The sequence below is a fragment of the Aeromonas sobria genome, from assembly GCF_050266975.1.
Lineage (GTDB): Bacteria > Pseudomonadota > Gammaproteobacteria > Enterobacterales > Aeromonadaceae > Aeromonas > Aeromonas sobria_B.
Window position 1 is genome coordinate 1 of sequence record NZ_JBKISU010000004.1, and the last position, 21,326, is coordinate 21,326.

Consider the following 21,326-nt stretch of genomic DNA (forward strand, 5'->3'; position numbering starts at 1 on the left):
ACAATGGCTATGGGTTTATAACCATGAGCGGCCCAATATGGCGCTGGATGGTTATACCCCAAAGCAGCATCTGACAAAGGCTGCATGACCTCTACTTTTGAATGCCCCTAAAAATGGGGGGATTACCACGCCGCTGTCAAAAAGGTGGGCAAAAAGGTGGGTGTCCCAGTTTTCCCCTATCCCAGTTTTCCCCTATCCCAGTTTCCCCTACAACCTGTTTTCGCGATCGTCTGATTACGTTTTATGAATCAGACATCATTTATATTTACCAACTCAGTTATCAAGAATAATTTGGTGCGAGACATAAAAGCAGATCTAGATCACGATAAAGTATCACTTTATGGTGTTAGCCTTCGACAATTAATATTAATCATTAAACTCTCTTACTGTATAAAGCAAAGCGACAATTTCTCAAACATATATTATAAAAATGTATCTAGCCACCGAAGCTATAATGAAAGAGTAACCATGAAAAATACCATTACATTACTGTCATTGTTTCTATTGCTGATCAGCCCGGTCCATGCCAAAAACTGCAAGAAGGGGCAACTATGTGGAAATTCATGCATTTCATGGAGTAAAACATGCCGTATAAACACACATAACTACCAATTAGCTACTCCATCGACTTCATCAACATTATCCACGCCAAGAAATCATGAAGAAAAAGTGACCGAATCGAAGTCTAGTAATTACTTATCAGATACGTTATACCCTTGAAATTGAATGTCCGTACGAAGCCAAATACGTCATCATATATTGCGACAAGACTTATAAAAGGGGATTTTGTCTTGCTATATAAAGTAGAGGGAAGCTGGGCTTATATCAGTAAGCAAGGGATTTATGGATGGGTTAAGGATGAATACCTTTCTTTGTCCCCGGTCACCTGAATTTAGAAAAGAAAGGAGCGATTATATCACTCCTTTCTTTTGGTAGTACGTTCTTACCCTTCCTGATTTTCCCCAGTTGCAGGCTCGGCACCGGCGGCGGGTTCAATCTCTATCCTGTCCACCCGCTGCAAACCGCGGGGCAGCTTGGCACCACGGCGACCGCGCTCGCCACGGTAGTAGTCCAGATCCGAGGGCTTGAGGGTCAGCTTGCGCTTGCCGGCAAACAGGGTGACATATTGCCCCTGCGGGATAATGGCGGCCATCACCATAAACTCTTCCCGTGCCTTGACCCGCGCCGACGGAATGCTGATCAGCTTGTTGCCCTTGCCCTTGCCGAGCACCGGCAGTGTGCTCAGCGGGAACAGCAGCATGCGGCCCTCGTTGGAGATGGCCATGCAGAGATCGGTCTCTGGCGAGCCAATCTTCTGGGGCGCCATCACCAGGCCCCCTTCCGGCACCGTCAGCAGCGCCTTGCCGTTCTTGTTCTTGCCAATCAGGTCGTCATATTTGCAGACGAAGCCGTAACCGGCGTCACTGGCGATGAGATAAGGCTCGCCCTCGTTGCCCATCACCAGATGGCGTACCTCTTCCCCCGCCCCCAGGGCGAAGCGGCCGGTGAGCGGCTCCCCCTGACTGCGGGCGGAAGGCAGGGTGTGCGCCTCCAGCGAATAGGTGCGACCCAGGCTAGAGAGGAAGACCGCCTGCTGGTTGCTGCGCCCGCAGGCGTGGGCCAGATAGCCATCCCCCGCCTTGTAGGAGAGGCCTTCCACGTCCACCTCGTGGCCCTTGGCGGCCCGCACCCAGCCCTTGTCGGACAGAATGACGGTCACCGGCTCGCTCGGGGTGAGCTCTTTTTCGGTCAGGGCCACTGCGGTGGCACGCTCCACCAGCGGGGTGCGGCGATCATCGCCGTACTTCTCGGCATCCGCCAGCAGCTCTTTCTTGAGCAGGGTGTTGAGGCGACGCTCGGAGCCCAGCAGCAGTTCGAGCTTGTCGCGCTCTATGGCCAGTTCGTCCTGCTCGGCGCGCAGCTTGAACTCTTCGAGCTTGGCCAGATGGCGCAGTTTGAGCTCGAGGATCGCCTCGGCCTGGGTCTCGCTGATGTTGAAGCGCTCCACCATCACCTTGCCCGGCTCATCCTCGGTGCGGATGATCTCGATCACCTCGTCGATGTTGAGGTAGGCGACCAGCAAGCCTTCGAGGATGTGCAGGCGAGCCAGCACCTTGTCGAGGCGATATTGCAGACGGCGGCGCACCGTCTCGCGGCGAAAGACGATCCACTCGGAGAGGATCATCTTGAGGGTCTTCACCTGGGGGCGGTTGTCCAGCCCCAGTATGTTGAGGTTGACCCTGTAGTTCTTCTCCAGATCCGTGGTGGCGAACAGGTGGGCCATCAGCCCCTCCACATCCACCCGGTTGGAGCGGGGAATGATCACCAGACGGGTCGGGTTCTCGTGGTCCGATTCATCCCGCAGGTCGGTGACCATGGGCAATTTCTTCGCCACCATCTGGGCGGCGATCTGCTCCATGATCTTGGCGCCTGAGGCCTGATGGGGCAGCGCCGTGATGACGATGTCGCCATCCTCCTCGCTCCACACCGCCCGCTGCTTGATGGAGCCCTTGCCGGTCTCGTAGATTTTGCGTATGTCGTCCCGGGGCGTGATGATCTCGGCGTTGGTCGGATAGTCCGGCCCCTGAATGTGCGTCATCAGCACATCCAGCCCCGCATTGGGGTTGTCCAGCAGCTCGGCACAGGCAAGAGCCACTTCCCGCGCGTTGTGGGGCGGAATGTCGGTTGCCATCCCCACCGCAATACCGGTCACCCCGTTGAGCAGTATGTGCGGCAGGCGGGCGGGCAGCACCACCGGCTCTTTCATGGTGCCGTCGAAGTTCGGCGTCCACTCCACCGTGCCCTGGCCGAGCTCGGAGAGCAGCAGCTCGGAGAAGCGCGACAGCCGCGCCTCGGTGTAACGCATGGCGGCGAAGGATTTGGGATCGTCCGGCGCACCCCAGTTGCCCTGACCGTCCACCAGCGGGTAGCGGTAGGAGAAGGGCTGGGCCATCAGCACCATGGCTTCATAACAGGCGCTGTCGCCATGGGGATGGTACTTACCCAGCACGTCACCCACGGTACGGGCGGACTTCTTGTGCTTGGAGAGCGCGGAGAGCCCCAGCTCGCTCATGGCGTAGATGATGCGCCGCTGCACGGGCTTGAGGCCATCGCCGATATGGGGCAGGGCCCGGTCCATGATGACGTACATGGAGTAGTTCAAGTAAGCCTGCTCGGTGAAGGCGCGCATGGGCTGGCGCTCTACCCCGTCCAGACTGAGCTCGATAGCATCACTCATATGTTTTTCTCTTGCTATGGCGCGCCCTCAGAGGGCACGCCGGAAATGCGGGTCGGCTGGCGGCCGACGGTGAATCACAAGACCCCATCCCAACCTCCCCCCTCCATGAGGGGGAGGAGAGGCTTGGCCCCCTCCCCTTGCGAAGGGGAGGGCCGGGGTGGGGTACTTGCGACTCGCTTTAGATGATGGCGAGGTTGCCCTTCTCTTCCAGCCACTCACGGCGATCCGGGGCGCGCTTCTTGGCCAGCAGCATATCCATCAGTTGCAGGGTCTCGTCCCCCTCCTCCAGCTCGCCCATGGTGAGCTGCACCAGGCGGCGGGTATTGGGATCCATGGTGGTTTCCCGCAGCTGTTTCGGGTTCATCTCACCCAGCCCCTTGAATCGGGTCACCATCACCTTGCCCTTCTTCTTCTCGGCCTCAACCCGCTGCAGCACGCCGTTCTTCTCGTCCTCGTCGAGGGCGTAGAAGACCTCTTTACCGATATCGATCCGGTAGAGGGGCGGCATGGCGACATAGACGTGGCCCTGATTGACCAGCGCGCGGAAGTGCTTCACGAACAGGGCGCAGAGCAGGGTGGCGATGTGCAGACCGTCCGAGTCCGCATCCGCGAGGATGCACACCTTGCCGTAGCGCAGGCCGCTGAGATCCTCGGAATCGGGATCCAGGCCTATGGCCACAGAGATGTCGTGCACCTCCTGCGAGGCGAGCACCTGACCGGCCTCCACCTCCCAGGTGTTCAGGATCTTGCCGCGCAGCGGCATGATGGCCTGAAACTCGCGATCCCGCGCCTGCTTGGCACTGCCGCCCGCGGAGTCACCCTCCACCAGGAACAGCTCACCCTGCATGGGGTCGGCACAGTTGCAGTCGGTCAGCTTGCCGGGCAGGGCCGGGCCTTGGGTTATCTTCTTGCGCACCACCGTCTTGGCGGCGCGCATCCGGCGCTGGGCGCTGCTGATACAGATCTCGGCGATCTGCTCCGCCAGCTCGGTGTTGCTGTTTAAGTAAAGGCTGAAGGCATCCTTCACCACACCCGACACGAAGGCCGAGCTCTGACGGGACGACAGCCGCTCCTTGGTCTGACCGGCAAACTGGGGATCCTGCATCTTGACCGAGAGGATGTAGGCGCAGCGATCCCAGATATCTTCCGGCGTGAGCTTGACCCCGCGCGGCAACAGGTTGCGGAACTCGCAGAACTCGCGCATGGCGTCCAGCAGGCCCTGGCGCAGGCCGTTGACGTGGGTGCCGCCGAGCGCAGTGGGGATCAGGTTCACATAGGATTCGGCGAGGCACTCGCCCCCCTCCGGCAACCAGCACAGGGCCCAGTCCACCGCCGATTGATCCGTGCTGAAGGCGCCGACGAAGGGCTGCTCCGGCAGGCAGGTGAACTGCTTGACCGCATCGATCAGGTAATCCTTGAGGCCATCTTCGTAGCACCACTCCAGCTTGATGCCGGTGTTCTTGTCGAGGAACTTGATGGTGAGGCCGGGGCAGAGCACGGCCTTGGCTTTGAGCAGGTGCTCGAGCTTGGAGACAGAGAAGCGGGGCGAGTCGAAGTAGCGCGCCTCTGGCCAGAAGCGCACCCGGGTGCCGGTGTTGCGGCGCCCGCAGGTGCCTGTGATGGTGAGCTCCTGCACCTTGTCGCCGCGCTCGAAGGCGATGTCGTAGACCTGGCCGTCGCGACGCACCGTCACCTCGACCCGATCGGAGAGGGCGTTCACCACAGAGATCCCCACCCCGTGCAGACCACCGGAGAACTGGTAGTTCTTGTTGGAGAACTTGCCCCCCGCGTGCAGCTTGCAGAGGATCAGCTCCACGCCGGAGACCCCTTCCTCCGGGTGAATGTCGACCGGCATGCCGCGACCGTCGTCGATCACCTCGAGGGATTGGTCCTCGTGCAGGATCACCTCCAGATTGCGGGCGTGACCCGCCAGCGCCTCGTCGACGCTGTTGTCGATGACCTCCTGGCCGAGGTGATTGGGCCGGGTGGTGTCTGTGTACATGCCGGGGCGACGACGCACCGGTTCGAGGCCATTGAGGACCTCAATGGCATCCGCATTGTATTGAGTGGACATGGAGGGCCTTGCGAATTGACGTTTGGGGGGGATCTTACTCGCTGGGAGGGCCTTGGACAAATAGGGCGGTGGCAAAGGGTGATCCAGACCGGAGAGGAGGCCCCGGGAGAGGCTCACCATCCGGCCATGGTCTGGCCCAGCCCTATGGTGCCCCCTTGCCGGCCATGCGGCATGGGACGGATGACGCCTTGTCAGCCGTCTAGTCGAACAGGGTATGACGCCGCCCCTGCCGCACATGGTCGTGAAGACTGTGCAATTGGGACGCCACCACCCGGTGACAGGAGAGCGGGGGCAAGGCGTCGATGGGGAAGTAGGCCGCGCCCCGGGTCTCGTCGGTCTCGCTGAGCAGAGCGCCGCCGGTCACCTCGCACAGGAAGAAGGCCTTGTGGGCATGGGGCAGTTGCGGAGGATGGGGATGCTTGAGCTTGTCGAACAGGGCCAGCAGTTGCACCGCCCGGCAGGCGAGGCCGGTCTCCTCCACCACTTCGCGCACCACGGCAGCCGCTGGCGAGTCGCCGATATCGCACCAGCCGCCGGGCAGGGTCCAGAGCCCGTCGCTACGCTCCTGCACCAGCAGGAGATGGCCGTCATCGTTCTGAATAAACGCCCGCACATCCAGCTTGGGGGTGGGATAACCGTTATCCAGGGCGATCCAGTCGGCGATGGCTTCGGGCGCCAGCTCGCTCTGGCTGGCGATAAGCGTGGCAGCCGCGTTTCGCAGCGCCTCGAAGCGGGCGATATCGAAGGGATCTTGGGAGTAGGTGAGCCCCGCCTGTGCCGTGGCCAGCACCTGTTCGAGGAAGGCGGCCAACGGCGGTTGCACGGCTAGAGCCCGAGGAAGCGGACGATCTGGGCGGGGTAGCGCTCGAAGCCTGTGAAGGCGTGGTCGCCACCGCACTCCAGGGAGAGGCGGGCAAAGCGGTATTCGTCCAGCGCCTTGCGATAGTCGAGCACCTCGTCCTCCTGCTGTTGCAGCACCCAGAGCCGCTCGGGAGCGGTCACCGGCACCGCCAGCGCTCGCAGCTCGTCCATGTGCTCAGGCAGCAGCTCATAACGCTCGCCGCTGTAGGGGTTGGTCTGGGGACCGAGGTAGTCGCAGAGCAGCTCGTGCGGGCGCACCGCCGGGTTGATGAGGGCGGCGCGGCAGCCATGCAGCTCACTGACTCTCGTCGCCATGAAGCCACCGAGAGAGCTGCCCACGGCGCCGAGCCGCAGCGCGCTGCCGTGACGGGCCTTCAGGTCGGCGATGGCCTGCTCGATGGCAGACCAGGCGGCGGCCGGCGTGCTGGGCTGGGCCGGGATCACCACCTCGATATCGGGCCTGTGCTCGGCCACCCAGGCGGCCATCTGCTGCGCCTTGGCGGAACCGGGGGATGAATTGAAACCATGCAGATACAGGAGAGCAGGCTTCATGCAGGCCTCCTCCCTTGCTGCGCCTTGGCGGAACCTGGTGAGGAATTGAAACCGTGCAGATACAGGAGAGCAGGCTTCATGCAGGCCTCCTCCCTTGCTGCGCCTTGCCCGAACCAAGCGAGGAGTTGAAACCGTGCAGATAGAGCAGGACGGGCATCATGGCTGCTCCTCAATACCCGGTGGCATCGGGGTCTGGCACGAACTGCCCCAGCGGCAGGCGCCACACCTGGCTGGCGATGCGACCATCCGGATGCAGGGTGAGATAGCGCCAGCCCGGGCCGGACTCGTCGAGCGTGAAACCATCACAGAGCGGCTTGAACTGGATGCAGGTGGAGGGGCTGGCGATCAGCCTCACCCCGCGATGCACCTCGTCAAACTCCTGATGCACATGGCCGAACAAGATGGTCTTCTGCTGGGGATGGCGGGCCAGCACGGCGAAGAGATCGTCGGCATTCTTGAGATTGTGCTGATCCAGCCAGGCACAGCCCACCGGCACCGCCTGATGGTGCAGGGCGATGAGGACATGGCGCTCTGGGTGCTGACGCAAGGCCTGATCCAGCACGGCCAGCTGGTGATCGCCGAGCACGCCGTGGGGTTTGCCGCGCACCTGGGTGTCCAGCAGGATCACCTGCCAGTGATCCCCCACCAGCTGCTTGGCTTCGCTGATCCCGGCCGCGTGGAGGTATTCGGTCATCAGGGGGCCGTCGTCATGATTGCCGGGCAACCAGTAGATGGGGCGGGCCAGGGTGGCCATCATGGCGGCGAAGCGCTGATAGGATTCCGGGCTGTGATCCTGGGAGAGATCCCCGGTGGCGAGGATGAGATCGAACGGGTGCGCGTTGACACGCACCTGGTCCAGCACGGCGGCCAGGCTGTCTGCGGTTCGCACGGCCAGCAGGCTGCCTTCGCCGCTGGCAAAGAGATGGGTGTCGGTAATCTGTAACAGGCGCACACTGCCGTCGGGCGCCTGAGGTAGCTCTGTGTCCAAAATCACGCTTCTTTTTTATGGGTTCGACTAGAGGATGTTAATCAGGCTGGTGCCGTGTCTGAGACAAAACTTGAGCCAATCGGCGAGGAACAGATTTACCTGCTCTTTTTCATCCCGCTGGTGCATTTTTGTATTGGGGTAATCATAACGTGGTTGCAACCTGGAAATCTGTTGCGCCGCACACACTTCCGCCATCCGCACATCGTGATACAAACGAATCTCTATCCGGGCCTGCAAGTAGCTCGGCAATTCGGGGTTGTGCTGGGCCAGGATCACCTGGCTGGTGAAGCGGCTCTCCTCGCTGACGGTGAGCTGGAACTGCAGGCCGTTGCCCACCTGATAGCGTCGCTCCGCCCCCACGCTGCCGCCGGGGGGCAGCAGTTTCATCAGTGCCATGTAATTGACCTCGCAGGTACGCTGCAAGGACATCAAATCAGGCACATAACGCTTCACCGGGCTCTGGACTAATGGCATATCGCGGCTCCATCAATCAGGGTCCATGGATAATTCACCCCGCAGGTACGCTGCAAGGACATCAAATCAGGCACATAACGCTTCATCGGGCTCTGAACTAATGGCATATCGCGGCTCCATCAATCAGGGTCCAAGGGTCACGGGTCTCGCGAAGGCGCGGCCAGGTGATCCAGTCAGGCACACCGCACCTGACTTGGGTCTGAACAGGCGCCACCTCAGCGCTCCGCCAGCCAGCGGGCGCGCAGCTCGCCATGGTTGAGGGCCAGCCATTGCAGGGCGATGACGGAGGCGGCGTTGTCGATGCGCCCCTCCTTGAGCCAGGTATAGGCCTGTTCGCGGCTCACCCTGTGCACCCTGATGTCTTCCCCCTCCTCCGCCAGACCGTGGATCCCCTCGGCCTGGCTGGCATCCACCTCGCCCACGAAGACCTCGATGCGCTCCGTGCTGCCACCCGGGCTCACTAGGTAGCTGATGGCGTGTTCGCAGCGACCCACCTCGATGCCCGCCTCTTCCACCGCCTCGCGCCGCACCACGGCCTCGGCGGTCTCCCCTTCATCTATGATGCCGGCCACCAGTTCCAGCAGCCAGGGGGTGGGACTGGTCTCGATGGCGCCGATGCGAAACTGCTCCACCAGCACGATCTCGTCCCGAACCGGGTCATAAGGCAAAAGAGCGGCGGCATGGCCACGCTCGAACAGCTCGCGCACTATGGGCTCATTCCAGCCCCCAGCAAATAACCTGTGCTGCAAACGATAGACATTCACCTTGAAAAATCCGTTATATCCAGCTGATTTTTCAATGATTTTTATATCTTCCACGCCGTAGTGGCCGGTTTCTGGCAAGGCTTGCTGCGACATCCGCGACTCCCGTCGGCTTGACTTGGCCCGGTTAGACCATAAAATCCGAGTTCATGAATGAACATTCATTCACTCACGCTCGGCATCGATGAGCGATGGATTTTAGCAGTCACAGGGCATTTGGCTAGGCGTTGGAGGGAGAAACCCCTGCCGCGTCTGCCCGGCGTCCCCGACCAGAACCGGATGGCTTTCGTTAAATTTTGCGGATACTGACTCGATTAAGCTGAAATCCGGCTTGGTTGGTGACAATATCTTTCCTACATCCAGCGGCAGCTTCGAGTTAATACATAAGGTTAAGAGAATCTATGAACAGAACACTCCTGTCAGTCATGGTCCTGCTCGGCCTCAGCGCCAGTGCCCAAGCTGAAAACTTGCTCGACATCTATACCCAGGCGCAGCAGAAAGATACCCAGCTGCTGGAGTCCAAGGCCGTTCGCGATCAGGCTTTCGAGAAGATCAACGAATCCCGCGCCACCCTCTTGCCGCAAATCAACCTCGGGGCCGGGCTCAACTACCTGGACAACAAGAACGACACCCAGACCAACAGCAATGCCACCGGCAGCCTGTCGCTGGATCAGTCCATCTATCGTCGCAGCAACTGGGTCAATCTTGACCTGACCGAGAAGAGCGCCACCCAGTCCGACGTCGCCTATAACCTGACGGTGCAGCAACTGATGGTGCGTACCTCCCAGGCGTACTTCGATGTGCTCAAGGCCCAGGACACCCTGGAGTTCGTGCGCGCCAACAAGGCGGCGGTCGAGCGTCAACTGGAACAGACCCAACAGCGCTTCGAGGTGGGTCTGACCGCCATCACGGACGTGCATGAAGCGGAAGCCTCCCGCGACCAGGCCCTGGCCGACGAGATCAGCGCCGAGAACACCCTGGACAACAGCTACGAAGTCCTGCGCGAGCTGACCGGGGTCGATCACCGCAACCTGGACGTGCTCAACACCGAGCGCTTCACGCCGCAGAAGACCGCCTTTGCCTCCGACAAATGGCTGGAACTGGCCCTGGACAAGAACCTGGAGCTGCACAGCGCCCGCATCGGCAAGGACATCGCCAAGGAGCAGATCGATCTGGCCAAGACCGGTCATGAGCCCACCCTGGATCTGGGCGCTGGCCTCAGCACCGGCTATTACGACTACAAGAACGAGAACATCAACTCGGACGGCAACACCCATCAGGCCAACGTCGGGCTCACCTTCTCGCTGCCGCTCTACAGTGGTGGCGCGACCAGCTCCCAGGTCAAGCAGGCCCAGTACAACTATGTCGCCGCCAGCGAACAGCTGGAGCGCAGCTTCCGCTCGGTGCAGAGCAGCGTGCGTTCCTCCTATAACAACGTCAACGCCAGCATCGGTTCGGTCCGCGCCTACAGCCAGTCCGTCATCTCCGCCGAGAGCGCCCTGAAGGCGACCGAGGCCGGTTACGAGGTGGGGACCCGTACCATAGTCGACGTGCTCGACTCCACCCGCAAGCTGTATGAAGCCAAACAGAAACTCTCCGAGGCGCGCTATGACTACATCCTCAGCATCCTCAGCCTCAAGCAGGCCGCCGGCGTGCTGGAGCAAAAGGACATAGAGGAGATCAACCAGGGGCTGATGCTGGCCCCGGCGGATGCCCCCAAGAGCAGCAACCGCAGCTACTGATCCGGCTCCTCCGAGTGAAAAGGCGACCCCAGGGTCGCCTTTTGTCTCTCTACTGGTCAGGTTTGGCCGGATGCGTCACGCCATGCCATATTCCCGCTCCACCAGGGCAATGCGCACCCGATAGGCGCTGTACCAGTCCTGACGCCCCCGCCGCTGGGCCACACCGTGGTCGACCTGCCCCTTCCACTGGCGGATGGCGTCCAGACTCTGCCAATAGGAGACGGTAATGCCGAGCCCGTCCCGGGCCGACTCCATCCCCAGAAACCCCGGCTGCTCCCGGGCCAGGGCGACCATCTGCTCGCTCATGGCGCCATATCCCGCATCCCCCTCCCGGCGCAGGGAGCTGAAGATCACCGCATAGTAGGGCGGGGTCAGTGCCAGCAGGCCGGTGTCACTCTCGCTCATCGCTCACGTCCTCTCTCCTTGATAAAAGCGGGTCATAAAAAAACCCGGCCGGGGCCGGGTCTGGTTGACTCATCCGCGCTCGCGGATGGTCTTGATGATGTCGCTGGTGGAGCAGCCATCCTCGAAGTTGAGGACCCGCACCTCGCCACCGTTGGCGGTCACCTCGTCATAACCGGCGATCTCTTCGGGCTGGTAGTCACCGCCCTTGACCAAGAGGTCTGGTAGGATCTCGGCGATGAGCCGCTGGGGAGTGTCTTCGCCAAAGGGCACGACCCAGTCCACGGCGCCCAGGGCCGCCAGCACCGCCATGCGGCGCTCGGTCGGGTTGACCGGACGACCCGGCCCCTTGAGGCGGCGCACCGACTCGTCGGTATTGACCGCGACGATCAGCCTGTCCCCCAGCTTGCCGGCGTTGGCCAGGTAGGAGACGTGACCGGCGTGCAGTATGTCGAAGCAGCCATTGGTCATCACCACCTTCTCGCCGCGGCGGCGGGCGGCATCGACCGCAATCTTGAGCTGCTGCTCGGAGAGCAAGCCAAAGCCGGTCTCGTGCTCGTTGTAAAGAGCATTGGCCAGCTCGACCGGGCTGACGGTGGAGGTGCCCAGCTTGCCGACCACGATACCGGCGGCGGTGTTGGCCAGGGCGCAGGCCTCGTCCAGGCTCTTGCCCGCGGCCAGGGCGGTGGCCAGGGTGGAGATAACGGTGTCACCGGCACCGGTCACGTCATACACCTCGTGGGCCTGGGCCGGCAGGTGCAGCTCATCCTGGCCGGCGCGGATCAGGGTCATGCCGTTCTCGGAACGGGTCACCAGCAGGGCATCCAGTTCGAAGCGCTCCACCAGCGCCAGGCCGCGGCTGACCAGCTCCTGCTCGCTCTTCACCTTGCCCACCACGGCCTCGAATTCGGACATGTTGGGGGTGAGCAGGGTGGCACCACGGTACTTCTCGAAATCCGTCCCCTTGGGGTCCACCAGCACGGGAATGCCGGCGGCGCGGGCGCGGGCTATCATGCCGGGCACGTCGTTGAGCGCGCCCTTGCCGTAGTCGGAGAGGATCATCACATCGGCCTGGGGCAGTGCCTGCTCCACCTTGCTCATCAGCAGGGCAGGGTCGACGGCGTGGAAGCCCTCCTCGAAATCGAGGCGCAGCAGCTGCTGGTTGCGGGACAGCACCCGCAGCTTGGTGATGGTGGGGTAATCGCCGAGGCGCACGAAGTCGCAGGCGACCTTGACCCCGGCCATCTGGCCCGCCAGCGCGTCGGCGGCCTCATCCTGCCCGGTCAGGCCCAGCAGCACGGCGTGGGCGCCGAGCGCAGCCGAGTTGAGCGCCACGTTGGCCGCGCCACCCGGGCGCTCCTCTATGTGCTCCACCTTGACCACGGGTACCGGCGCCTCCGGGGAGATACGACCGGTGGGGCCATGCCAGTAGCGATCCAACATGACATCGCCGACGACCAGGACGCGGGCTTTTTCAAAATCGGGCAGGGTGATCTTCATCTGTATCGACTCTCAAAACCTGAAAAATCAGCAGGGGATTTTATCACACTCTCCGGCGCCGTGTTAAAAAAGCCATGGGGCGCACCATTCGCCAGCGGCACGGCTTTTCGGCTAGAATCCCCCGATTGCGAGTGACCCATTCGCACGGGCAGCCATCCCCCGTGCCGGTTGGGCTCCCCTAGTGTGCATCTGCGAGCGAGAGACTCTTCATGGCCCAAGACAATGTTCCCCGCCTCACCCCAAGGCTGTTTCATCCCCGCTACTGGGGCAGCTGGCTTGGCCTGGGCCTGCTCTGGCTGCTGGTGCTGCTGCCCTGGCGCAGCCAGATGTGGCTCGGTCGCCAGCTCGGCACCCTGGCCCGCAACGTATTGAAATCCCGTGTCAAGATTGCCCGCCGCAATCTGGAGCTGGCCCTGCCCGAGCTCAGCCGCGATGAGCGTGAAGCCCTGCTCAGGCAGAACTTCGAGAGCGTGGGCTGCGCCATCTTCGAGGTGGGCATGGCCTGGTTCTGGCCCGACTGGCGCATGCGCCAGCTGATGACGGTCAAGGGGGAGGAGCATGTGCAGGACGCCGTGGCCCGGGGCCAGGGCATGCTGCTGCTCTCCTGCCATTTCCTGACCCTGGAACTCAATGCCCGCTGCTTCGGCCTGGTGCGGCCCGGGGTCGGCGTCTATCGTCCCAACACCAATCCCGTGCTGGAATATGCCCAGTACCACGGGCGCTGCGCCTCCAACAAATACCTGGTGGATCGCACCGACGTGAAGGGGATGATCAAGGCCCTGCGCAACGGCGACGCCCTCTGGTACGCGCCGGATCACGACTATGGCAGCCATGCCAGCGTGTTCGTGCCCTACTTCGCGGTGGAGCAAGCCGCCACCATCACCGGCACCGCCACCCTGGCCCGGGTCAAGAACAGCGTCACCCTGCCCTGCTACAACATCCGCACCCGCCATGGTTATGAGCTGCACATTGGCGCGCCGCTGACCGACTACCCCAGCGGTGACGAGGTGGCGGACGCCACCCGGGCCAACCGGGAGATAGAAGCCGCCGTGCGCCAGGCCCCCGAGCAGTACATGTGGCTCCATCGTCGCTTCAAGACCCGGCCCAGCAAGAGCGACCCCGGCTATTACTGATGCATTCAGTGTTGAAAAAACCGCCACGGCGGTTTTTTTTAACATTTTTTGCCGTAAAAGGTTTTCAATCGCAGCCTAATATTTTATTAATAATCAAAGTGATAAGCAGGGCCTGGCCCACGAAGGGAAGCAAATGCACATGATGAGAAGCCTGTTTCTAAGCGCCGCCACCCTGATGGTCTGCGCCTGCAGCCAGCAGTCTCCCCCCCTGGATCTCGGCCCCAGAGCGCTGAGCACCCCCGCCGAGATTGCCGCCCACTGGCAAGCCAGCCGCAAGATAGAGCCCCGCTATCCCAGGGACGCGGTCGCCGCCGCCGAGATGGGCTGCGCCACCCTGGAGTACCTGATCACCCCGACCGGCGAGGCCGCCCAGGTGCGCATCGTCTCGCGCAGTGATGAGCGTTTCTCCGACGCCGCCATCGAGGCGCTCTCCCGCTGGCAGTGGCAAGCGACCGAATTCAACAAGAGCCATCAGGCCCTCAAGGGCCAGACCCGCTTCGACTTCTGCATCGAGGTCAATGGTCAACCCTGCGAGCAGGCCCCCCTCGCTCAGACCTGTCAGGGCAGCGACCCCGTCATCAGCACGGCCCGGATCTATACCCAGGTGCGCTGAGCGCCGGACTCGGAAAGCAAAGCGCGGGGCCCAAGGCCCCGCGCTGCTTTTACCCCGCCCTCGCCTGCGGCCGGCGCTGACCTATTGCCGCAACCAGGCGATGATGGCGAGCTGCAACACCACATAATCGGCCCGGGCCAGCCAGCGGCGGCGCCCCGCCTCATCGAGCTGTGCCAGCTCGGCCAGCAGCGGCGCCATCTCCTTGCCCCACTCGGGGGCCGGCTCGCCCATGGCGACGCTGTGCGCCACTGCCTGGCCTATCAATGCCAGACCCGCCACCAGGTCGGGCCAGGCGCTCATATCTTGTTGCAGCGCACAGATCTGCTCGTGATGTTGCCACTGCTCCAGCCCCAGCTGTATCCGTTGGCGCGGCGAGAGTGCATCGAGATCGCCTGGCTGCGGCAAGACCCTGGCCACCAGGGCCTTGCCGAGTCCGGCCAGCCGATAGCCCCGCTGCGCCTTGGACTGTACCCCCAGCCGCAACCCGGGCATGGCCCCCAGGCGCTCTGCCAGGGCGAGCAGGGCCGCCGGCGAGCCGCTCTTGAGTTCCAGTTCCAGCTCGTCGATGGCCTCGCGCCCCTCCTGGCCGACTATCTCCCCCCTGTCCCAGGCCAGCTCTATCTCGGCCCCCTGCCAGGCGATCAGCCAGTGGCGGCGCAGGAAATCGGTCCGAAACTGGGGCACCAGGGCCACCTGCAACGCGGCCAGATCCTCTCCTTGCGGCCAGATGCTGGCGGGAAAATCCGCCAGGCAGGGGCGTTCCCCTCGCACCGGCCCGTTGTATTCGGGCCTGGCGTGCAAGCCGCCCAGCCCCTCCCCCCGGCACTTGATGGTCTGTTCGGCAAGATCATCGCTGCGGCGAATGCGCAGCCCCATGTCGAGCCGGCGCAGGGCCAGGTCCCGGGTATCGAAATAGATGTTGCCGAGCTCAACCTCGGAGTGAGAGACAATAGTGAGTGAATTCAAAAAGATATCCAGCTTGTTCGCCATGCTGTCGGCGGGGTCGCCGAGGGCGGGATCGGCGACGAGGAATTTGATTTCAATCTCGGTTTGCATAGGTTTTCCGGGCGAAAAGGGTGTTGGGGGAGGCGATGGCCACAGGCCGCGGATATAATGCCTGCGTGACGTTAAGATGAAGTTCGCTGTTTTATTGGTCGCGCAGTTCGGTTACCATGCGCGCCTCATAGAATCGTATCGAGTGTTTTTTCACCGACACAGGTTTGACCATGCCAGTAAATACTATTTTGGGCCTTTTTGCCAAGTCACCCATCAAGCCGCTGCAAAAGCACATAGTGAAAGTTCACGAGTGTTCCCAGCAGCTTATCCCCTTCTTTGACGCCATCGCCGATGGTCGTTGGGACGATGCAGAGCGGATCCGCCAGCAGATCTCCCAGCTGGAAAAGGAAGCCGACATCCTCAAGCGCGAGATTCGTCTGAAACTGCCCCGTGGCCTGTTTCTGCCGGTGGCGCGCACCGACTTGCTGGAGCTTTTGACCCAACAGGACAAGATAGCCAACCGTGCCAAGGATATTTCCGGCCGCATGCTGGGCCGTCATATGGAATTCCCCTCCGAGATGCGTGCCGACGTCATGGCCTATCTCAAACGCTGTATCGATGCGACCGCCCAAGCCGAGAAAGCCATCGGAGAACTCGATGAGCTGCTCGAGACCGGCTTCAAGGGACGTGAAGTGGAGATGGTTGCCGAGATGATCCATCAACTGGATCTGATCGAGGACGATACTGACACCATGCAGATTGGTTTGCGGCAGAAACTCCAGACCCTGGAGCACAACTACAACCCGATCGACGTTATTTTTCTGTACAAGATCCTCGAATGGGTAGGTGATCTGGCGGATCAGGCTGAGCGTGTAGGCGCCCGTCTGGAACTGATGCTGGCTCGTTCCTAATCGACTGACTGGGTAAAAATTACTAATGGACATTATCGCGAATTACGGCACCACTCTGGTGCTCGTGGCGGCCTTGTTCGGCTTTTTGATGGCCTGGGGCATAGGCGCAAATGACGTCGCCAATGCCATGGGCACATCGGTCGGCACCAAATCCCTGACCATTCGTCAGGCCATCATCATCGCCATGATCTTCGAGTTCGCCGGGGCCTACCTGGCCGGTGGTGAGGTCACTGCGACCATACGCAATGGCATCATAGACACCACAGCCTTCACCGACAGCCCGGATATCCTGGTGCTGGGCATGATTGCCTCCCTGCTGGCGGCCGGTCTCTGGCTGATCCTGGCCTCCTACTTCGGCTGGCCCGTCTCCACCACCCACTCCATCATCGGCGCCATCGTCGGCTTCGCCGTGGTGAGCGTGGGCCCGGAAGCGGTGCAATGGAGCAAGTTCGGCGGCATCGTCGGCTCCTGGGTGGTCACGCCGGCCCTGTCCGGAGTCATCGCCTACTTCATGTTCATCAGCGTGCAGAAGCTCATCTTCAACACCGATGATCCCCTGGCCAACGCCAAGCGTTACGTGCCCTTCTACATGTTCCTCACCTCCCTGGTGATCTGCCTGGTGACCATCAAGAAGGGGCTGTCCCACGTCGGTCTGCACCTGAGCAACGGCGAAGGGATCCTGCTCTCCGTGGGCATCTCTGTGGCCGTGGCCATCGCCGGCTGGTTCTACATTCGCGGTCAGAACTACAACCCGGTCGATGACAACAAGATGCACTTCGCCAACGTGGAGAAGGTATTCGGCATCCTGATGGTGATCACCGCCTGTGCCATGGCCTTCGCCCACGGCTCCAACGACGTGGCCAACGCCATCGGTCCCCTCTCCGCCGTGGTCTCCACCGTTGAGAGCGCCGGCCAGATCACCGGTCAGTCCTCCATCGCCTGGTGGATACTGCCGCTGGGCGGCATCGGCATCGTCATCGGTCTGGCGACCATGGGCGAGAAGGTGATGGCGACCGTCGGTACCGGCATCACCCACCTGACCCCGAGCCGTGGCTTCGCCGCCCAGCTGGCGACCGCCGCCACCGTGGTCATCGCCTCCGGCACGGGTCTGCCCATCTCCACCACCCAGACCCTGGTCGGTGCCGTGATGGGCGTTGGCCTGGCCCGCGGCATCGCGGCCCTGAATCTGGGGGTGCTGCGCAACATTGTGGTCTCCTGGGTCATCACCCTGCCCGCCGGCGCCATCCTGGCCATCGTCATCTTCTACGTGCTGGAAGCCTGCTTCTCCTGACGCGGCCAAGCCAGCCAGCAAAAAGCCCGGGTCACAGACCCGGGCTTTTCTTTATCTGAACCGGCGTCACTCCTCGCCGAGGAAGGTCCAGTCGTCGCGCACCCGGCTGATGGCATCGAGCCGCCGCTTGGCGAGCTGCTGGCGGATCTCCTCCCCCTTGAACCCCGCCGCCACTATCTCCTGCACGGGCACCGCCTGCGCACCAGCCAGGGCCGCCGCCACATAGTCGGGTTCGGCATAGACCCGCTCCTCGAAGCCGGTGCGGCCATGGAAGTCGGCGCGGCAGGCGTCCAGCAGCTGGGCGAACCGCTCGGGCCTGCGCCAGGCATCCGCCTTGTCGAACACCTTGAGCAGGGTGGCCGGCTTGAGCTCGAAGGCGATGTGGATATGGGTGTGCAGATCGCTCACCAAGAGCGCCAGATCCCGGCACTCCCCAGGCACCTTGAAGCGCTCACAGAAATCACGGATGAGGGGCAGTCCCTTCTGGCCATGGCCGTGATGGCTGGGCCAGAACGCGGGCGGGGTCAGCCCCTTGCCAAAGTCGTGGCACAGGGCGGCGAAGCGCACCGCCAGCGCGGGGGAGCGTTGGCAGGCCTGATCCAGCACCATCAGGGTGTGGATGCCGGTGTCTATCTCCGGGTGCCACTTGGCGGGCGCCGGAACCCCGAACAGGGCGTCGAGCTCGGGGAAGAGAGCCTTGAGGGCGCCGCACTCGCGCAGCACCTCGAAGAAGACCGCCGGAGTGGGCCCCATCAGCACTTTTTCCAGCTCCTTCCAGACCCGCTCCGGGGTCAGGTGGGCCAGCTCGCCGGCCGCGGTCATCTCCCGCATCAGCCCCAGGGTCTCGGGCGCCACCACGAAGCCCTGGCCGTGGAAGCGGGCTGAGAAGCGGGCGACCCGCAGGATGCGCAGGGGATCCTCACTGAACGCCGGGGAGACGTGGCGCAGCAGGCGCGACTCGAGATCCGCCAGACCGCCATAGGGGTCATGGAGGTTGCCCTGCTCATCCTCGGCGATGGCATTGATGGTGAGATCCCGGCGCAGCAAGTCCTGCTCCAGGGTAACATCCGGCGCCGCGTGGCAGACGAAACCGGTATAGCCCAGGCCCTGCTTGCGTTCGGTGCGCGCCAGGGCGTACTCCTCATGGGTCTCGGGATGGAGAAACACGGGGAAGTCGCGGCCGACCTGGCTATACCCCAGCGCCAGCATCTGGGCCACGGTCGCCCCCACCACCAGGTGATCCTGATCGCCTTGGGGCAACCCCAACAGGCGATCCCGGATCGCCCCCCCTACCAGATAGATCTGCAAATCGACTCTCCCCTCATGGATCCAGTCCCGATTATATCGGCTTTGCCCCCCGGGTACGATGACCCCACCAGATAGGGTTTCCGGGTCTTTGACATAACCCCGGTGAGGCTTTAACCTGCCGCCATCACAATGGAATGGATCCTTATGTACACACAGTTCTTCGGTCTGTCGGAAGCGCCCTTTTCCATCTCCCCCAACCCCAAGTATCTCTACATGAGCGAGAGACACGGGGAGGCGCTCGCCCATCTCAATTACGGCCTGCAAGATGGCGGTGGCTTCGTGCTGCTCACCGGCGAGGTGGGCACCGGCAAGACCACTGTGTCCCGCTGCCTGCTGCAACAGCTGCCCGCCGACACCGAGATCGCCTACATCCTCAACCCCTCCCTCACCGAGCGGGATCTGCTGGCGGCCATCTGTGACGAGTACCAGCTCCCCTATGACAAGGATGCCAGCCTCAAGACCCTGTTCGACCTCATCCGCGATCACCTGCTCGCCAATCTGGCGGCGGGCAAGCGCAGCGTGGTGCTGGTCGACGAGGCCCAGCACCTGCTGCCCGGAGTGCTGGAGCAGTTGCGCCTGCTCACCAACCTGGAGACCGACGAGAAGAAGCTGCTGCAGGTGATCCTGATAGGCCAGCCCGAGCTGCAGCAGATGCTGCGCCAGCCCTTGCTGCGCCAGTTGGCCCAACGCATCACGGCCCGCTACCACCTGCTGCCCCTGTCTGCCGGGGATCTCGATGCCTATGTCCGCTTTCGCCTGCAGGTGGCCGGCTGCGTGCAACCCATCTTCACCCCCAAGGCCATCGCCACCTTGCACCGGCTCTCCGGCGGCATTCCCCGCCTCGTCAACCTCATCTGCGACCGCGCCCTGATCGGTGCCTTCGCCCGCGCCAATCACAAGGTGAACCACAAGGACATCAGTGTGGCCGCCTATGAGGTGAGCGGCATCCGCGACGAGGGGAGCTGGCAATCCGGTCTGGCGGTCGCCCTGGCGGGGGCCCTGCTGGTCGCCCTCGGCTGGTGGGGCTGGCAGCTGGCTGGCATCTTCCCCGAGCGCCCCCGCATCAAGGTGGAGGTGCCGGTGACGGTCGATGAGACCGCAGAGCAGCAGGAGCAGCTGACCCGCGCCATCAACCAGGCCTTGGAGCCCGAGGTGGCCATGCAGAATCTCTACAAGGTGTGGGGCTATCAGACCAGCCGCGAGGAGGCCAGCTGCGACAGCGCGCCCCGCGCCGGGTTGCGCTGCCTGGAGGGCGAAGGCTCCCTGGCCGATCTCCAGGCCCTGCAATACCCGGCCCTCGTCAGTCTGAACGACGAGCTGGGCGGCCTCTACTACGCCACCCTCACCCAGCTCGGGCCCGACAAGGCCTCCCTGCTCATCGGCAAGCAGAGCTGGCAGGTGGAGCGCCAGTGGCTGGAAGACAACTGGGGCGGCAGCTACACCCTGCTCTGGCGTCTGCCCAAGGGGGGTGTGGCCCTCATTGGCAGCAATGCCGGCGCCGAACAGGTGCAGTGGCTCGACACGGCCCTGAGCCGCGCCCTGCAACAGCCCGAGCGCAAGGTGCGCCGCTTCGATGCACAGCTCAAGGCCAAGTTGCAGCAGTTCCAGCGCGAGCAGGGGCTGACCCCGGACGGCATCGCCGGCAGCAATACCCTGCTGCGCCTCAACGTGATGGCGGGCGAGCCCATGCCCAAGCTGGAGGAGGCCTCCTGATGCCGCGCCCGTTTCGCCCCCGCCCCCTACGTTCGTTTGCTGGAGTGACCGCCTGATGTCGACCCTGCTCAAGGCCCTGCGCCGGGCCGATGCGCCCCAGCATGCCCCCCACATTCCCGCCATGGGCCTGCCAGTCAGCCGGGAGGAAGAAACCGATCGCCCCTGGCTCTGGTGGGCGCTGGTGCCCCTGGCCATCGTCATGGGGGCGGCGGCCAACTACGGTTGGCATCTGCTCCATAACAAGCCCATCGAGGAGCGGGTCGAGGTCGAGGAGCGGGTCACGGCCCCCTTCATGCGGGTCGAGCCCAGGGCCATGGTCACCCGCCCCCTGCCGCCGCCCCTGCCCGAGCCCGTGGTCATCCCCAAACCGGCCCAGGCCCAGGCGAGTCAGACCAGGGACAGCCAGGATCTCGCCCAGCTGCTGCAAAACGCCCTCAACAACGTGCCCCTGGCCCCCGAGCCCAGTCGCCCCGCCGCCGCGCCCCAGGTGATGCCCATCGCGGCCCTGTCACCCGAGCTGCGCCAGCAGGTGCCAAGACTCGCCTATGGGGCCCACCTCTACTCCTCCAACCCGGCCAAGCGCAGCGTGGTGATCAACGGCCGCGAGGTGCGGGAGGGCAATGAGGTGGCGCCCGGGGTACAGCTCCAGGCCATCGCCCAGGATTACATAGTGCTGGGGGTGGGCGGCCAGTCCGTCAGCCTCAAGGCCCTGCAGGACTGGCCGGGCTGATCCCGAGGCGACCGAGCCCCATTGGCGGGCCGAATGACA

The 21,326-nt window shown here is 62.9% G+C and carries 20 protein-coding genes; 8 read left to right on the forward strand and 12 right to left on the reverse strand.

The genetic code is table 11. The features are described from left to right. The first annotated feature begins 722 nt into the window (after positions 1-722). Positions 723-890 carry an SH3 domain-containing protein gene (locus ACLHZ1_RS03165; protein ID WP_427261053.1) on the forward strand — a complete coding sequence of 56 codons (168 nt, stop codon included), beginning with the start codon at positions 723-725 and terminating at the stop codon, positions 888-890. Positions 891-943: 53 nt separating this feature from the next. On the opposite strand, the gene parC is transcribed toward ACLHZ1_RS03165, so the two are convergent. The 8 genes from parC to nudF form a co-directional block, all read right to left on the reverse strand. Beyond that, positions 944-3,238: a DNA topoisomerase IV subunit A gene (gene parC / locus ACLHZ1_RS03170; RefSeq protein ID WP_427260941.1), complete on the reverse strand. Its 2,295-nt coding sequence runs from the start codon at positions 3,236-3,238 to the stop codon at positions 944-946. Positions 3,239-3,416: 178 nt separating this feature from the next. Then, on the reverse strand, positions 3,417-5,312 hold the full coding sequence (gene parE, locus ACLHZ1_RS03175; RefSeq protein ID WP_427260942.1) for a DNA topoisomerase IV subunit B: 1,896 nt from the start codon (positions 5,310-5,312) through the stop codon (positions 3,417-3,419). A 199-nt stretch (positions 5,313-5,511) separates the two neighbouring features. Next, positions 5,512-6,135: an NUDIX hydrolase gene (locus tag ACLHZ1_RS03180; RefSeq protein WP_427260943.1), complete on the reverse strand. Its 624-nt coding sequence runs from the start codon at positions 6,133-6,135 to the stop codon at positions 5,512-5,514. A gap of 2 nt (positions 6,136-6,137) precedes the next feature. After that, positions 6,138-6,725, reverse strand: a complete 588-nt coding sequence (locus tag ACLHZ1_RS03185) for a YqiA/YcfP family alpha/beta fold hydrolase (protein WP_427260944.1) — start codon at positions 6,723-6,725, stop codon at positions 6,138-6,140. Next, positions 6,722-6,805 (reverse strand): YqiA/YcfP family alpha/beta fold hydrolase, encoded by an 84-nt coding sequence (locus ACLHZ1_RS03190; protein ID WP_427261054.1) that lies wholly within the window; start codon positions 6,803-6,805, stop codon positions 6,722-6,724. Before ACLHZ1_RS03190 ends, ACLHZ1_RS03185 begins: the two co-directional genes overlap by 4 nt. Positions 6,806-6,894: 89 nt before the next feature. Beyond that, positions 6,895-7,713, reverse strand: a complete 819-nt coding sequence (gene cpdA, locus ACLHZ1_RS03195) for a 3',5'-cyclic-AMP phosphodiesterase (protein WP_427260945.1) — start codon at positions 7,711-7,713, stop codon at positions 6,895-6,897. Between the two features lie 27 nt (positions 7,714-7,740). After that, positions 7,741-8,187: a DUF1249 domain-containing protein gene (locus tag ACLHZ1_RS03200; RefSeq protein ID WP_427260946.1), complete on the reverse strand. Its 447-nt coding sequence runs from the start codon at positions 8,185-8,187 to the stop codon at positions 7,741-7,743. Positions 8,188-8,402: 215 nt separating this feature from the next. Beyond that, complete coding sequence (nudF, locus tag ACLHZ1_RS03205) at positions 8,403-9,044, reverse strand: ADP-ribose diphosphatase (protein ID WP_427260947.1); 642 nt, start codon at positions 9,042-9,044, stop codon at positions 8,403-8,405. 305 nt (positions 9,045-9,349) lie between these two features. Between nudF and tolC the strand changes: the two genes are divergently transcribed. After that, the gene (tolC, locus tag ACLHZ1_RS03210; RefSeq protein WP_427260948.1) at positions 9,350-10,690 is read left to right on the forward strand and encodes an outer membrane channel protein TolC; all 1,341 of its coding nucleotides are present in this window, start codon (positions 9,350-9,352) and stop codon (positions 10,688-10,690) included. Between the two features lie 75 nt (positions 10,691-10,765). On the opposite strand, the gene ACLHZ1_RS03215 is transcribed toward tolC, so the two are convergent. Continuing rightward, positions 10,766-11,095: an antibiotic biosynthesis monooxygenase family protein gene (locus tag ACLHZ1_RS03215; RefSeq protein WP_427260949.1), complete on the reverse strand. Its 330-nt coding sequence runs from the start codon at positions 11,093-11,095 to the stop codon at positions 10,766-10,768. A 69-nt stretch (positions 11,096-11,164) separates the two neighbouring features. Next, positions 11,165-12,592: a bifunctional D-glycero-beta-D-manno-heptose-7-phosphate kinase/D-glycero-beta-D-manno-heptose 1-phosphate adenylyltransferase HldE gene (gene hldE / locus ACLHZ1_RS03220; RefSeq protein WP_427260950.1), complete on the reverse strand. Its 1,428-nt coding sequence runs from the start codon at positions 12,590-12,592 to the stop codon at positions 11,165-11,167. 209 nt (positions 12,593-12,801) lie between these two features. Between hldE and lpxL the strand changes: the two genes are divergently transcribed. Continuing rightward, positions 12,802-13,725, forward strand: coding sequence for an LpxL/LpxP family Kdo(2)-lipid IV(A) lauroyl/palmitoleoyl acyltransferase (gene lpxL / locus ACLHZ1_RS03225; RefSeq protein ID WP_427260951.1), 924 nt, complete (start codon positions 12,802-12,804; stop codon positions 13,723-13,725). Positions 13,726-13,858: 133 nt separating this feature from the next. Next, positions 13,859-14,338, forward strand: coding sequence for an energy transducer TonB (locus ACLHZ1_RS03230; RefSeq protein ID WP_427260952.1), 480 nt, complete (start codon positions 13,859-13,861; stop codon positions 14,336-14,338). An 81-nt stretch (positions 14,339-14,419) separates the two neighbouring features. Here ACLHZ1_RS03230 and ACLHZ1_RS03235 read toward each other — a convergent pair whose 3' ends face one another. Then, the gene (locus tag ACLHZ1_RS03235) at positions 14,420-15,394 is read right to left on the reverse strand and encodes an inorganic triphosphatase (protein ID WP_427260953.1); all 975 of its coding nucleotides are present in this window, start codon (positions 15,392-15,394) and stop codon (positions 14,420-14,422) included. A 170-nt stretch (positions 15,395-15,564) separates the two neighbouring features. On the opposite strand from ACLHZ1_RS03235, the gene ACLHZ1_RS03240 reads away from it, so the two are divergent. Both ACLHZ1_RS03240 and ACLHZ1_RS03245 read left to right on the forward strand, forming a co-directional pair. Beyond that, complete coding sequence (locus ACLHZ1_RS03240; RefSeq protein WP_042001894.1) at positions 15,565-16,245, forward strand: TIGR00153 family protein; 681 nt, start codon at positions 15,565-15,567, stop codon at positions 16,243-16,245. Positions 16,246-16,270: 25 nt separating this feature from the next. Then, positions 16,271-17,536 (forward strand): inorganic phosphate transporter, encoded by a 1,266-nt coding sequence (locus tag ACLHZ1_RS03245; protein ID WP_427260954.1) that lies wholly within the window; start codon positions 16,271-16,273, stop codon positions 17,534-17,536. A gap of 66 nt (positions 17,537-17,602) precedes the next feature. Here the strand turns inward: ACLHZ1_RS03245 and ACLHZ1_RS03250 are convergent, their stop codons facing one another. Then, positions 17,603-18,844 carry a multifunctional CCA addition/repair protein gene (locus tag ACLHZ1_RS03250; protein ID WP_427260955.1) on the reverse strand — a complete coding sequence of 414 codons (1,242 nt, stop codon included), beginning with the start codon at positions 18,842-18,844 and terminating at the stop codon, positions 17,603-17,605. A gap of 144 nt (positions 18,845-18,988) precedes the next feature. Between ACLHZ1_RS03250 and ACLHZ1_RS03255 the strand changes: the two genes are divergently transcribed. Both ACLHZ1_RS03255 and exeB read left to right on the forward strand, forming a co-directional pair. Continuing rightward, positions 18,989-20,557 carry an ExeA family protein gene (locus ACLHZ1_RS03255; RefSeq protein ID WP_427260956.1) on the forward strand — a complete coding sequence of 523 codons (1,569 nt, stop codon included), beginning with the start codon at positions 18,989-18,991 and terminating at the stop codon, positions 20,555-20,557. Between the two features lie 55 nt (positions 20,558-20,612). Continuing rightward, positions 20,613-21,287, forward strand: a complete 675-nt coding sequence (exeB, locus tag ACLHZ1_RS03260; RefSeq protein ID WP_427260957.1) for a GspB family T2SS assembly factor variant ExeB — start codon at positions 20,613-20,615, stop codon at positions 21,285-21,287. Positions 21,288-21,326 lie beyond the last annotated feature (39 nt).